Raw genomic sequence first — 12,596 nt, 5'->3', positions numbered from 1 at the left:
AACCAGATGGATCAGGTGACGCAGCAGAATGCGGCCATGGTCGAGGAATCGACCGCCGCCAGCCATTCGCTGGCCCAGGAGGCCGACGTACTGGCCGCCTCGGTGGCGCACTTCAAGGTGAGGCAGACGACGCAGGCCGTCGCTCAGCTTCGCGCTCCGGTCTCGGCGCCGAAGGCCAAGCCGGCCCCGGTCGCCGCCGAGCCCGCGCCTGCCCGCAAGCCGCAGCCGGTGGCCGAGACGGTCGCCGCCCTGAAGACCATGGGACGCGGCGGCGCCGCCCTGAAGCCTGAAGCCATCGAAGACGGCTGGGAGGAGTTCTGATGACGGCCACGGTCGTTCTGCCGCCGGTTCTGGACCTGCGCGCAGCCGAGCCGCTGAAGGGCGAGCTTCTGGCGGCGCGCGGTCAGGCCCTGACGCTGGACGGCTCGACCGTCGAGCGGCTGGGCGGGCTGTGCCTTCAGCTGCTGTTGTCGGCGATCCGCACCTGGCGCGCCGATGGCCAGGCCTTGACCTTCGTCAATGCGTCCGAGGCGCTGACGACCCAATGGAGCGCCTTCGGCGCTTCGCCCTCTGATCTCTCCGCACAGGACGCCTCCCAATGACCAAGACCGTTCTGACCGTCGATGATTCACGCACCATGCGCGACATGCTGATGCTGGCGCTCAAGGACGCGGGCTATCGCGTGGTCCAGGCCGAGGACGGCGTCCACGGGCTGGAGGTGCTGCAGGCCGAAAACCCCGACATCGTCATCACCGACATCAACATGCCGCGCTTGGACGGGTTCGGCTTCATCGAGGGGATGCGGGCGGACCCGGCGTTCAGCGCCGTCCCCGTGCTGGTCCTGACGACCGAGAGCGACGCCGCCAAGAAGCAGCGCGCCCGCGAGGCCGGGGCCACCGGCTGGATCGTCAAGCCGTTCGACCCCGTGCGTCTGGTCGACGCCGTGCGCCGCGTGGCGGCCTGACGACCTGGGACTGAGGAACTGAGACGATGAGCGACGATCCGTTCGAGGCGATCAAGGCGACCTTCTTCCAGGAATGCGAGGAGCTGCTCGCCGATCTGGAAGGCAATCTGCTGACGCTGGAGTCCGGGTCGACGGATATCGAGGTCATCAACGCCGTCTTCCGCGCCGTCCATTCGGTGAAGGGCGGGGCGGGGGCCTTCGGGCTGGAAGATCTGGTCCGTTTCGCCCACGTCTTCGAGACGCTGATGGACGAGCTGCGCTCGGGCCGCAAGCCGTGCGACGAGCCGACGGTGAAGACCCTGCTGCGCGCCGCGGACGTGCTGGCCGACCACGTCGCCGCCGCGCGCGGCGCAGGCGCGCCCGTCGATCCCGTGCGCTCGGCCGGTCTGGTCGCCGAGCTGGAGGCCCTGACCTACGGCGGGGCCGCGCCGGTCGCGGCGGCCGAGCCGGAAGAGGACGACTTCGGCTTCACGCCCGTCGCCATGGACCTTGGGGCGTTCGATGCTCCGGCGGGCCTGCCGGACCTGCCGCCCTTGCCCGACCTGGCCGCCCTGGCGCCGCTGCCCGACCTGTCGGCGCCGAGCGCGTCGCAGGGGTGGAGGGTCGTCTTCCGTCCGCATCCGCGCCTCTACGCCAGCGCCAATGAGACGGGTCTGCTGCTGCGCGAACTGGGCCGCCTGGGCCCGACGCGGGTGCAGATGGACGACAGCGGCCTGCCGCTGCTGGACGCGTTGGAGCCGACCGACAGCCATCTGATCTGGACCATCGAACTGGACGCCGACGTCAGCGAGGCCGAGGTGCGCGAGGTCTTCGACTTTGTGGAAATGGATTGCGATCTGAGCGTCACGCCGTTGGGCGATGCGGTCTCGGTCGAGGCCGCGCCCGCCGCCGCAGCCGACGAGGATGGAAGCGACGCTTCGGCCCTGGCCCGCGCGGCCGCGCCGGAACTGGACATCGCCGCCCTGCTGGCCTCGGTCGGCGCCGCGCCGACGGAGGCGCCCGCGCCTGTCGCCGTCGCGCCCGTGACCCCTCCGCCCGCCGCGCCGGTCGCGCCGCCGCCGGTCAAGCCTGCGCCCGCGTCGCCTGCTCCGGCGCCTGTGCAGGCGACGGCCCCCGCCGCTGCGGCGCCCGTGACCATCCGCGTCGATCTGGAGCGGGTGGACCGCCTGATCAATGCGGTTGGCGAACTGGTCATCCAGCAGGCCATGCTGGCCCAGCGCGTGACCCAAAGCGGCCTGGCCCGCTCGTCCGACATCGGCCTGGGTCTGGAAGATCTGGAGCTGCTGACGCGCGAGATTCAGGACAGCGTCATGGCCATCCGCGCCCAGCCGGTGAAGTCGGTGTTCCAGCGGATGCCGCGCCTGGTGCGCGAGGCGGCCGAGGCCACGGGCAAGAAGGTGAAGCTGGTCACATCCGGGGAGGACACCGAGGTCGACAAGACCGTGGTCGAGCGCCTGGCCGAGCCGATCACCCACATGCTGCGCAACGCCATCGACCACGGGCTGGAAAGTCCGGCGGACCGTCTGGCGGCGGGCAAGCCGGAAGAGGGGACGGTGCGTCTGGCCGCCCTGCACCGCTCGGGCCGGATCGTCATCGAGATCTCGGACGACGGCAAGGGCATCAATCGTCCGCGCGTGAAGGGCATCGCCGTCGAGCGCGGCCTGATCGCTGAGGATGCGGTGCTGTCGGACGACGAGATCGACAACCTGATCTTCCTGCCCGGCTTCTCGACTGCGACCGAGGTGTCGGACCTGTCGGGCCGCGGCGTCGGCATGGACGTGGTGCGCCGCTCGATCCAGTCGCTGGGCGGGCGCATCTCGATCACCTCCAATCCGGGCAAGGGCTCGACTTTCACCCTCAGCCTGCCGCTGACGCTGGCGGTGCTGGACGGCATGGTGGTCGGCGCCGCCGATCAGACCCTGGTCGCGCCGCTCGCCGCCATCGTCGAGAGCCTGACCCCGAACGAGGGGGACATCCACTACGTCGGCGGCGTTGATCCCGTGCTGCGCTTCCGCGAGGCCTTCGTGCCCTTGGTGGACGTCGGTCTGATGATGGGCTTCCGCGACGCCCCGACCGAGCTGAAGGGCGGGGTGGTGATGATCGTCGAGACCGAAAGCCGCCAGCGCGCGGCCCTGCTGGTCGACGCCATCCACGGCCAGCGCCAGGTCGTCATCAAGAGCCTGGAAACCCATTACCGCCACGTCGAGGGCGTAGCCGCCGCCACCATTTTGGGCGACGGCCGCGTGGCCCTGATCCTCGACATCGACGCCCTTGTGACCGCCAAGCGTTCCCGAACCCCGTCGCGTTCCGACCTGCAAATGGCGAGCTGAGACCATGACCTCGACTGAACAACAGACCCTGACCCCGAACGTCGCCGGGACCGACCGCGAGCTGATCGCCTTCCGCATCGGCGAGCAGGAATTCTGCGTCGACATCATGAGCGTGCGCGAGATCCGCGGCTGGACCCCGGCCACGCCCCTGCCGCGCTCGCCCGCCTATATGAAGGGCGTCATCAACCTTCGCGGCGTGGTGCTGCCGATCATCGACCTGGGCGCGCGCTTCGGCCTGGCCACGAACGAGCCGACCGAGCGGCACGTCATCATGGTGGCCCATGTCGGTTCGCGCCTGGTCGGCCTGCTGGTCGATGCGGTGTCGGACATCGTGCAGCTGTCGGACGCGGCCATCCAGCCGACGCCGGACGTGGCCAGCGAACAGGTGAAGTCCTTCGTCAAGGGCATCTTCGCTGTCGAGGGCGGCCGCATGATCAGCCTGATCGACCTCAACAACGTCCTGCCGGAAGGCGAGGCCGAAGCCGCATGACGACCGTCGCCGGGCGCGAAGCCCTGGTCGAAGGCGAGTTCGTCTTCACGGCCGAGGATTTCCGCCACATCGCCCAGACCCTGCACGCTCACGCAGGCATCGCCCTCAGCGAAGGCAAGGCGGCGCTGGTCTATTCGCGTCTGGCCAAGCGGCTGCGCGTGCTGGGGCTGCGCAGCTTCCGCGACTACTGCGCCCTGATCGACGGCGTGGAGGGCGTGGACGAGCGCCAGGCGATGATGGCGGCCCTGACCACTAACGTCACCCGCTTCTACCGCGAGCCGCACCACTTCGATCACCTGCGCGACAAGGTCATGCCGGAACTGGCCGCCAAGGCGCGCGCGGGCGGGCGCGTGCGCCTGTGGTCGGCCGCCTGCTCGAACGGGCAGGAGCCCTATTCGATGGCGATGACGGTGCTGGACGTCTTGCCGGAAGCGGCGGAACTGGACGTGCGCATCTTGGCCACCGACATCGACCCCAACATGGTCGCCGAGGGCGCGGCGGGGGTCTATTCCGACGACCTGCTGGCCCCGGTCCCGGCCGCGTCGCGCAAGCATTTCACGCCGGTCGCGGGCACGCCAGGCCGGTTCAGCGCCGATGCGACGCTGCGCCGTCTGGTGGCGTTCAAGGAGCTGAACCTCATCGGCGACTGGCCGATGCGCGGCCGCTTCGACGTCATCTTCTGTCGCAACGTGGTCATCTATTTCGACGACGCGACCCAGGAGCGGGTCTGGGGGCGGTTCACGCCGATCCTGAACCCCGGCGGCGTCCTCTACATCGGCCATTCCGAGCGGGTGACGGGCCCGGCGGCGCAACAGCTGCAACCGGCCGGCCTGACTACCTACGTCAAGGGCGCTGGGGCATGAGCGCGGTCTCGGTCCTGGTGGTGGACGACAGCGCCACCATGCGCAGCCTGATCAGCGCCGTCCTGCGTCGCGATCCTGAGATCAACGTGGTCGGCACGGCCGCCGATCCGCTGGAGGCGCGCACGAAGATCAAGGAGCTGAACCCCGACGTCATCACCCTGGACGTCGAGATGCCCAATATGAACGGGCTGGAGTTCCTCGAGAAGATCATGCGGCTGCGGCCCATGCCGGTGGTCATGGTCTCGACCCTGACCCAGGCGGGGACCGACGTGACCCTGGCGGCGCTGGAGGTCGGCGCCGTCGACGCCGTGGCCAAGCCCGCGCCGGGCGTGCCCGCCGCCGAAGCCTTCGCCGACCTGGCCGAGAAGGTGAAGGTCGCCGCGCGGTCGCGTGTTCGTCCGCTGGAGGATCGCGCGGTTCGGGAACACGAGGGCGTCTATCACGCGGACCCCAATCATGTGCTGGCCATCGGCTCGTCCACGGGCGGGGTCGAGGCCTTGCTGACCATTCTGTCGGCCTTCCCCGCGGACTGCCCGGCGACGGTCGTCACCCAGCACATGCCCGCCAGCTTTACCAGAAGCTTCGCCGCCCGCCTGAACAAGGTCTCGGCCGCCACGGTCAGCGAGGCCGAGGACGGCGCGCCGCTGAAGCCGGGCCATGTCTACATCGCGCCGGGCGGCGAGGCTCATCTGGCCGTGTCGGGCGGGCGTTGCCGCCTGGTCGTCGCCGATCCGGTCAACGGCCACCGCCCCTCGGTCGACGTGCTGTTCGGGTCGGTCGCCCAGCTGGGCCGGCCGATGACGGGCGTCATCCTGACCGGCATGGGCAAGGACGGGGCCAAGGGCCTGCTGACCATGCGTCAGGCCGGCGCCCGCACCCTGGGCCAGGACGAGGCGTCCTGCGTCGTCTACGGCATGCCCCGCGCCGCCTTTGAGCTGGGCGCCGTCGAGCGCCAGCTGCCGCTGTCCCGCATGGCCTTGGCCATTCTCGAATCCTGCGCCGCCCGTTCGGGCGCGCCCCAGTCTGTCGCGTAAGGACGTTCATGCCCGCCGCTTCCGCCATTCGCACCCTTGTCGTCGATGATCAGCTGACGATGCGCTCCTTAGTCCGCGCCAGTCTGCAGCAGATCGGGGTGCGCGACATCGAGGAGGCGCCGGACGGCGAGGCGGCCCTGCGCTCCCTGCTGGTCCAGCCGGTGCATCTGGTGATCTCGGACTTCAACATGCCGAACCTGGACGGGCTCAGCCTGCTGCGGGCCATCCGGGCGCACCCGCCGATCTCCAAGACGGCCTTCATCATGCTGACGGGCCGGGCCGACCGCGAACTGGTCCAGCGCGCCGTGCAGTTCGGCGTGAACAACTACCTGGTCAAACCCTTCACCACCGCCCAGCTGAAAGAGAAGCTGGAAGCGGTTTTCGGCACGCTGACGTGATCGGCGCGGCCGCTCAGGAGCCGGTGGAGCGGCGCGTGCACGTGGGGCAGGGCGATCATTACGTGTCGTCCGATCCCGATGTCGTGCTGACGACGGTTCTGGGCAGCTGCGTGGCCCTGTGCCTGCGTGATCCGGCGGCCGGGGTGGGGGGCATGAACCACTTCCTGCTGCCCGAAGGGGCGGGATCGGGAACGGACGCCAGCCGCCGCTACGGCGCCTATCTGATGGAAGTGCTGATCAACGACGTGCTGAAGGCGGGCGGGCGTCGCGACCGGCTGGAGGCCAAGCTGTTCGGCGGCGGCCGCATGTTCGACAGCCTCAGCGACGTGGGCGCCGCCAACGCCGACTTCGCCGAGAAATTCCTGGCCGATGAGGGCATCCCCGTCGTCAGCCGTAGTCTGAGAGGCGCGGGCGGGCGCCGCATTCACTATTGGCCGGTCAGCGGTCGGGCGCGTCAGCGCGTGGTGACGGACGGCGCGATCCTGCCGCCCGCGACGCCGCCGCCGCCGTCCGTCGCGACCGGCGATCTGGAGCTCTTCTGACATGGGCGAGAACGACAACCGCGATCTGTTGGCCGCCATGGCTGCGGAGCTGGCGGACATCCGCGCCGAGATCGAGGCGGCGGGCGGCCTGGTGTCCGAAGTCCTGCGCCAACTGCCGGCCGAGGCGCGGCTGGGCTATCTGACGCGCAGCCAGAGCTTCGATGTCCTGTCCCAGCGCATCGAGGCCCTGTCGGGCCTGGCCCAGGCCGTGGCCGACGATCAGCCGATGGACACCGCCCTGGCCGCCCTGCCCCTGGCCGAGATGGCCGAGCGGATGCAGGAGACGGCGCACCGCGCCCGGCCCGGCGCGGCCCCGATCGCGGACGCTGACGACACCGAGCCCGTCGCGACGGCGGGCGTGCTGCACCTGTTCTGAATCATGGCCGAGGACCGCATCAATCTGGAGCAATCGACGGTCCTGTTGGTGGACGACGCGCCGCAGGCGCTCGACATGCTGGGCTCGATCTTCCAGGGCTTCGGCGTCAAGGAGCAGATCAAATGCCCCTCGGCCGTCGAGGCGGTGAAAATCCTGCAACAGCGCCCGGTCGATCTGATCGTCATCGACTGCGGCGACCCGGAGATGGACGGCTACGCCTTCACCCGCTGGCTGCGGCGCGAGACGCCTGCGCCCCTGCGCTACACCCCCGTCATCCTGGTGACGGGCCACGCCTCGCAGGCCAAGGTTCAGGAAGGGCGCGACTGCGGCGTCAGCTTCGTGGTCGCCAAGCCTCTGACGCCTGCGGTGCTGCTGAAGCGCATCCTGTGGCTGGCGGGCGACGAGCGCGAGTTCGTTGAGTGCGCCACCTACGTCGGCCCCGATCGCCGGGTGCGTAACTTCGGGCCGCCGGTCGGTATGGCCGGGCGACGCAAGGGCGACCTGTCGGCCCATGTCGGCCATGCGGTTGAGGAAAACATGGATCAGGCCGACATCGACATGCTGTTGAAGCCGCAGAGGGTGTCGCTGTGAGCGAGGTTCGGACGCAGAAGATCAGGACGTCTCTGGCGCAGCAGATGGCTCAGCCAGGCGGTCGCGCCCTGGCGGATGTCGAACGCCGCGCCAATGAGCGCCTGGGCCGCCACAAGGCCGAGGTCATGGCCGAGATCGAAGCCGCTGTCGCGGAGCTGGAAGGCCTATGCGCCGCGCGGTCGGAGGCGTCGGCCGCCGAGGTCTATCGACTGGCGTCGCGCATTCTGGATTTGGCGGGTTTCTTCGACACCGGCTCGCTGTTCGACGCAGCCTACAGCCTGGCCGACGTGGCGGATCGAATGGTGGCGGCCGGCGTCTGGGACTGGCCGCCGGTTCAGGTGCACGTTCAGGCTCTGCGGCTGATCCTCAAGGCCGGTTGCGAACGCAATGCGGCCACGGATCATCTGTTGGTTGGACTGAAGGCCGTAGCGGTGAAGGCGCGCGCCTGAGTTCCTTCTCCCCTTGTGGGAGAAGGTGGCTCGCGAAGCGAGACGGATGAGGGGTTGCGGGGCCTTGGCGTGGCAACCCTTCGTTCGATTTCGGAGAGACCCCTCATCCGGCCCTGACGGGCCACCTTCTCCCGCAAGGGGAGAAGGGTCCGGTCAGCCGTAGCGGGCGATGCCCAGGTCGGCGGACTCGATCTCCGGGGCGCGGCCGTCGATGATGTCGGCGATGACGCGGGCCGAGCCGCAGGCCATGGTCCAGCCCAGGGTGCCGTGGCCGGTGTTCAGGAACAGGTTGTCCAGCTTGGTCTTGCCGATGACCGGGGTGCCGTCCGGGGTCATCGGGCGCAGGCCGGACCAGTAGCTGGCCGCCTTCAGGTCGCCCGCGCCGGGGAACAGCGAGCCGACCGAATGCTCCAGCGTGTTGCGGCGCTGTTCCGGCAGGACGTTGTTGTAGCCCGAAATCTCGGCCATGCCGCCGACGCGGATGCGGTCGCCCAGGCGAGTGATGGCCACCTTGTAGCTCTCGTCCATGATGGTCGAGACAGGGGCGGCGGGCTCGTCGATGATCGGGGCCGTGATCGAATACCCCTTCACTGGATAGACCGGCAGGGTCATGCCCAGCGGCTTGACCATCTGCGGCGAGTAGGAGCCCAGCGCCAGCACATAGGCGTCGGCCGTGACCACGCCCTTGTCGGTCTTGACCCCGGTGATGCGGCCGCCCTCGGCGATCAGGCCCTGGATGGTCGTGCCGTACTGGAAGGTCACGCCCTGAGCGGCCGTCGCATGATCGGCCAGGGCGTTGGTGAATTTGAAGCAGTCGCCGGTCTCGTCGCGCGGCAGGCGCAGGCCGCCGACGAACAGGTCGCGCGTGGCCTTCAGGCCCGGCTCGGCGCGGATGCAGCCGTCCTGGTCCAGCACTTCGAACGGGACGCCGCCTTCGCGCAGGACTTCGGTGTCCTTGTAGATGCCGTCCAGCTGCTTTTGCGTGCGGAACAACTGCAGCGTGCCCTGGGTGCGGTGATCGTATTCAAGGCCCAGCTCTTCGTTCAGTTCGGTCTGCACCACCTGGCTGTAGTCGGCCAGGCGCACCATGCGCGCCTTGTTCAGGGCATAGCGGCTCGACGTGCAGTTGCGCAGCAGGGCCAGCAGCCAGCGCACGGTCGGGGCGTTGATCTGGGGGTGCAGGATCAGCGGGGCGTGGCGCATGAACAGCCACTTCACCGCCTTGGCCGGAATGCCGGGCGCGGCCCAGGGCGAGGAATAGCCGGGCGAGATCTCGCCCGCGTTGGCGAAGCTGGTCTCCAGCGCCGGGCCGCTCTGGCGGTCGATGACGGTCACCTCGTGCCCCTGACGGGCCAGGTAGTGGGCGGTGGTCACGCCGATGACGCCGGCGCCGAGGATTGCGATCTTCATAGGACTTGACCTTACGCGAACCAGACGCGTGGCCTCCTAGACCAGATTTTGCGCCGGTCGCGCAAGTCGGAGTTTGTGTGCGCCGCAATATCGACGACGTTGATAAGGACTGCCTGTGTTCGGCCGATCACGGTTGATTATTTGCTCGCTATATCGGTCAGGCGCGACAAGCTTGGCCTAGGAGGATCGGGTCGGGTCGGTCAGAGGCTCGCCGTAGTGGCGATCGCCATGCAGATTGGCGGCCAGGGGCGCTGTGGTGCGCTCGATCATGCGATGGACGACCGGCTTGTCCGGCCCCTGGTGCAGGGCGCGGATGCCCTCGTTGATCGAGGCGTCGGCGTGGGTGATGCGCTGGTTGTGGCGGATGTAGTCCAGCCAGGTCGGCGTCTGATACTTCTCGACCCAGATCTCGGGTTCGGCCAGGTCGCGCATCAGGCGCCACTGACGCGCGCCGTCGCGGCGGCGGATGCGACGCCGCTCGTCCATCAGGGCCAGGAAGGCGTCGATGTCCTCCTCGCGGATGCGATAGGCGATGGAGACGATCACCGGCCCGCTGCGCGGTTCGATCGCCAGGGCGGTCTGCGGTTCGGTCCAGCGGCGCAGCAGGTCCATATTGAGGTTGGCGGTCGAGGGCAGGGGCACGCGCAGCCCGATCAGCACGCACAGAACCAGCACCCCCGCCGAAACGCCCAGGGCGACGTCGACGCCATAGGTCTGGGCCAGGCCGCCCCACAGCCAGCTGCCGCCCGCCATGCCGCCGAAGGCCGCCATCTGATACAGCGCCAGCGCCCGCGCCACGACCCAGCGCGGTACCGACATCTGGACCGTAACGTTGAAGCTGGAAAGCACCAGCACCCAGCCCGCTCCCGCCAGCATCAGCGCGGGCAGGGTGACGGCCAGCCAGGGGATGTAGGCCAGGCCCAGGGCCGCCGCCGCGAAGGCCAGGGCGGCGACGCGGACGATGGTCTCGGTCTCGTATTTCGCGCGCAGACGCCCGACGAACAGCGCCCCGCCGACCGCGCCGATGCCGAACGATCCCAGCAGCAGACCGAACGCCAGGGGGCCGCCGCCGCCTTCGCGCGCGACGACGGGCATCAGGGCCTGGACCGCGCTGGCGCCGACGCCGAACACCACGGCGCGCAGCAGCACGGCGGTAACACGCGGCGACAGGAAGGCGTAACGCACCCCGCCCGCCATGGCGGCCAGCAGGCCCTCGCGCGGCAGGGTCTGCTTGGGCCGCTCGGGCTTCCAGCGGAACAGCACGACCAGCAGACCCAGATAGCTGACGGCGTTGACGGCGAAGGCCGCCGCTGCGCCCGCCGCCGCCACGATCATGCCGCCCAGCGCCGGGCCGACGCTGCGGGCCATGTTGAAGCCCATGGAGTTCAAGGTCACGGCCCCGGCCAGATCCTCACGCGGGACCATGTCGCCGACCGACGCCTGCCACGCCGGGCCGTTGAAGGCCGTGCCGCAGCCGATCAGGAAGGTGAAGGTCAGCAGCACCCAGGGCGTGATCCAGCCCATCCACGTCATCGCCGCCAGCCCTGCCGAGACCAGCAGCATGAAGGTCTGGGCCGCCAGCATGATCTTGCGCCGGTCCACCGTGTCGGCCAGCGCCCCGGCCGCCAACGACAGCAGCATGATCGGCAGGGTGATCGACGCCTGCACCAGGGCGACCATCTGCGCCGAGGCGATGGAGGTCATCATCCACGCCGCGCCGACCGACTGGATCAGGCCGCCGAAATTGGTGACCAGGCTGGTGATCCACACCGCCCGGAAGATCGGATGCCGCAGCGGCGCCAGGGCCGAGGGGCGTTCCGGCGGGACGGACGGCGGCCCAGAAGCGGCGGGGGCGTCGGTCGAACTCATGCGGGGCGTCCCCTCGCATGGACGATATGGAGCAAGCGGGAACCGACGACGACCATGCGGGCAGTCCACACGGCTTCGACGGGGGAAGCAAGCCGGGAAGCGGTCACTCTGGGTTCCGGATTATTGGCGTCGCGAGGGCGGCGGCGGGACGCTATAGGAAGGTCGTGACCGTCCCAGCCGTTCCCCCGATGTCGTCCTCGACCCCTTTCACCGTCGCCGCCCTGTATCGTTTCGCGCCGGTGGCCGACCCGGCGGCGCTGCGTCTGCACCTGCTGGACCTGTGCGGGACGCAGGTGCGCGGCACGCTTCTGGTGGCGCACGAGGGGATCAACGGCACCATCGCCGGGCCGGAAGCCGACATCGCCCGCGTCATCGACGGCGTGCGCGCCCTGCCGGGGTTCGAGCGGCTGGAGCTGAAGTACTCGACGGCCCAGGCCATGCCCTTCCACCGCATGAAGGTGCGGGTGAAGGCCGAGATCGTCACCATGGGCCAGCCCGACATCGACCCGGTCGAGGGCGTGGGAACCTATGTCTCGGCCCAGGACTGGAACGCTCTGATCGCCGACCCGGACACGGTCATCATCGACACCCGCAACGACTATGAGGGCGAGATCGGCGCGTTTGCCGGCGCGGTCCAGCCCAACACCCGCACCTTCCGCGAGTTCGCCGACTGGTTCCGCACCGAGGGGCGCGCCCTGCTGGACCGACCGACCCCGCCCAAGGTCGCCATGTACTGCACCGGCGGCATTCGCTGTGAAAAGGCCACCGCCTTCCTGAAGGCCGAGGGTGTGCGCGATGTGCATCACCTGGAAGGCGGCATCCTGAAGTATCTGGAGACCGTGCCGGAGCCGGAAAGCCTGTGGCGCGGCGAGTGCTTCGTCTTCGACGAGCGGGTGGCCGTGGGGCACGGGCTCGTCGAGGGAGACCACACCCTGTGCCGGGGGTGCCGGATGCCGGTCAGCCCTGAGGGGCGTCGCTCCGCGCGCTATGTCGAGGGCGTGTCCTGCGACCGCTGCTGGGACAGCCGGGATCAGGTCCAGCGCGAAGGCTACGCCGAACGCCAGAAACAGATGGAGATCGCCCGCGCCAGGGGCGTGGCGCACGTGGGGGCGACCTTCGTCAACCCTCTCCCGGCGGGAGAGGGCTTGAGCCTCCAAGAGCCGAAGGCGATTGGTTAAGGCGAAAGGGTGAGGGGCTTGTCCCGCCAGTCGGCGTAAGCCGTCGCGCGACGGCCGTTGGCCGACTTCAGCCGTGAACCCTCCCCCTTTCGCGCAAGAACG

General features: G+C 69.4%; 14 protein-coding genes and 1 pseudogene. 13 read left to right on the top strand and 2 right to left on the bottom strand.

Annotation, left to right across the window (positions count from 1 at the left end; translation table 11 throughout):
- The 12 genes and pseudogenes from B3D50_RS05850 to B3D50_RS05795 all read left to right on the top strand — a co-directional run.
- Nucleotides 1-321, top strand: a pseudogene (locus B3D50_RS05850) (chemotaxis protein); the annotation flags it as partial.
- Entirely contained in the window at nt 321-602 is a 282-nt protein-coding gene (locus tag B3D50_RS05845) for an STAS domain-containing protein (protein ID WP_286950052.1), read from the top strand. The pseudogene B3D50_RS05850 and the gene B3D50_RS05845, both read left to right, overlap by 1 nt.
- The gene (locus B3D50_RS05840) at nt 599-964 is read left to right on the top strand and encodes a response regulator (RefSeq protein ID WP_286950051.1); all 366 of its coding nucleotides are present in this window, start codon (nt 599-601) and stop codon (nt 962-964) included. Before B3D50_RS05845 ends, B3D50_RS05840 begins: the two co-directional genes overlap by 4 nt.
- Nucleotides 965-990: 26 nt before the next feature.
- Nucleotides 991-3,294, top strand: coding sequence for a chemotaxis protein CheA (locus B3D50_RS05835; protein ID WP_286950050.1), 2,304 nt, complete (start codon nt 991-993; stop codon nt 3,292-3,294).
- 28 nt (nt 3,295-3,322) lie between these two features.
- Complete coding sequence (locus tag B3D50_RS05830) at nt 3,323-3,784, top strand: chemotaxis protein CheW (RefSeq protein WP_373863225.1); 462 nt, start codon at nt 3,323-3,325, stop codon at nt 3,782-3,784.
- Nucleotides 3,781-4,647 (top strand): CheR family methyltransferase, encoded by an 867-nt coding sequence (locus B3D50_RS05825; protein WP_286950046.1) that lies wholly within the window; start codon nt 3,781-3,783, stop codon nt 4,645-4,647. The genes B3D50_RS05830 and B3D50_RS05825 overlap by 4 nt, the downstream gene beginning before the upstream one ends.
- Entirely contained in the window at nt 4,644-5,681 is a 1,038-nt protein-coding gene (locus B3D50_RS05820; protein WP_286950045.1) for a protein-glutamate methylesterase/protein-glutamine glutaminase, read from the top strand. Before B3D50_RS05825 ends, B3D50_RS05820 begins: the two co-directional genes overlap by 4 nt.
- A gap of 8 nt (nt 5,682-5,689) precedes the next feature.
- Nucleotides 5,690-6,079 (top strand): response regulator, encoded by a 390-nt coding sequence (locus B3D50_RS05815; RefSeq protein WP_003166009.1) that lies wholly within the window; start codon nt 5,690-5,692, stop codon nt 6,077-6,079.
- Nucleotides 6,076-6,621, top strand: a complete 546-nt coding sequence (locus B3D50_RS05810; protein ID WP_286950044.1) for a chemotaxis protein CheD — start codon at nt 6,076-6,078, stop codon at nt 6,619-6,621. Before B3D50_RS05815 ends, B3D50_RS05810 begins: the two co-directional genes overlap by 4 nt.
- 1 nt (nt 6,622) lies before the next feature.
- Nucleotides 6,623-6,997 carry a hypothetical protein gene (locus B3D50_RS05805; protein ID WP_003166007.1) on the top strand — a complete coding sequence of 125 codons (375 nt, stop codon included), beginning with the start codon at nt 6,623-6,625 and terminating at the stop codon, nt 6,995-6,997.
- Nucleotides 6,998-7,000: 3 nt separating this feature from the next.
- Nucleotides 7,001-7,588, top strand: a complete 588-nt coding sequence (locus B3D50_RS05800) for a response regulator (RefSeq protein ID WP_128115132.1) — start codon at nt 7,001-7,003, stop codon at nt 7,586-7,588.
- Nucleotides 7,585-8,037 (top strand): chemotaxis protein CheE, encoded by a 453-nt coding sequence (locus B3D50_RS05795; RefSeq protein ID WP_286950041.1) that lies wholly within the window; start codon nt 7,585-7,587, stop codon nt 8,035-8,037. The genes B3D50_RS05800 and B3D50_RS05795 overlap by 4 nt, the downstream gene beginning before the upstream one ends.
- Before the next feature lie 153 nt (nt 8,038-8,190).
- Here B3D50_RS05795 and B3D50_RS05790 read toward each other — a convergent pair whose 3' ends face one another.
- On the bottom strand, nt 8,191-9,471 hold the full coding sequence (locus B3D50_RS05790; protein ID WP_349680849.1) for a D-amino acid dehydrogenase: 1,281 nt from the start codon (nt 9,469-9,471) through the stop codon (nt 8,191-8,193).
- Nucleotides 9,472-9,624: 153 nt separating this feature from the next.
- Entirely contained in the window at nt 9,625-11,316 is a 1,692-nt protein-coding gene (locus tag B3D50_RS05785; RefSeq protein ID WP_286950038.1) for an MFS transporter, read from the bottom strand.
- Nucleotides 11,317-11,504: 188 nt separating this feature from the next.
- Here B3D50_RS05785 and B3D50_RS05780 point away from each other — a divergent pair, with 188 nt between their 5' ends.
- Complete coding sequence (locus B3D50_RS05780; RefSeq protein WP_286950061.1) at nt 11,505-12,494, top strand: rhodanese-related sulfurtransferase; 990 nt, start codon at nt 11,505-11,507, stop codon at nt 12,492-12,494.
- Nucleotides 12,495-12,596 lie beyond the last annotated feature (102 nt).

The organism is Brevundimonas sp. UBA7507 (assembly GCF_002478355.1).
GTDB lineage: Bacteria > Pseudomonadota > Alphaproteobacteria > Caulobacterales > Caulobacteraceae > Brevundimonas > Brevundimonas diminuta_D.
The sequence above is the reverse complement of the archived record's forward strand: the minus strand, read 5'-3'. Positions and strand labels throughout refer to the sequence as shown.

Excerpts from the sequence above, each read along its gene's own strand:
- B3D50_RS05845 (WP_286950052.1), top strand. The coding sequence starts at position 321 with ATGACGGCCACGGTCGTTCTGCCGCCGGTTCTGGACCTGCGCGCAGCC.
- B3D50_RS05840 (WP_286950051.1), top strand. The coding sequence starts at position 599 with ATGACCAAGACCGTTCTGACCGTCGATGATTCACGCACCATGCGCGAC.
- B3D50_RS05835 (WP_286950050.1), top strand. The coding sequence starts at position 991 with ATGAGCGACGATCCGTTCGAGGCGATCAAGGCGACCTTCTTCCAGGAA.
- B3D50_RS05825 (WP_286950046.1), top strand. The coding sequence starts at position 3,781 with ATGACGACCGTCGCCGGGCGCGAAGCCCTGGTCGAAGGCGAGTTCGTC.
- B3D50_RS05820 (WP_286950045.1), top strand. The coding sequence starts at position 4,644 with ATGAGCGCGGTCTCGGTCCTGGTGGTGGACGACAGCGCCACCATGCGC.
- B3D50_RS05815 (WP_003166009.1), top strand. The coding sequence starts at position 5,690 with ATGCCCGCCGCTTCCGCCATTCGCACCCTTGTCGTCGATGATCAGCTG.
- B3D50_RS05805 (WP_003166007.1), top strand. The coding sequence starts at position 6,623 with ATGGGCGAGAACGACAACCGCGATCTGTTGGCCGCCATGGCTGCGGAG.
- B3D50_RS05800 (WP_128115132.1), top strand. The coding sequence starts at position 7,001 with ATGGCCGAGGACCGCATCAATCTGGAGCAATCGACGGTCCTGTTGGTG.
- B3D50_RS05785 (WP_286950038.1), bottom strand. The coding sequence starts at position 11,316 with ATGAGTTCGACCGACGCCCCCGCCGCTTCTGGGCCGCCGTCCGTCCCG.
- B3D50_RS05780 (WP_286950061.1), top strand. The coding sequence starts at position 11,505 with ATGTCGTCCTCGACCCCTTTCACCGTCGCCGCCCTGTATCGTTTCGCG.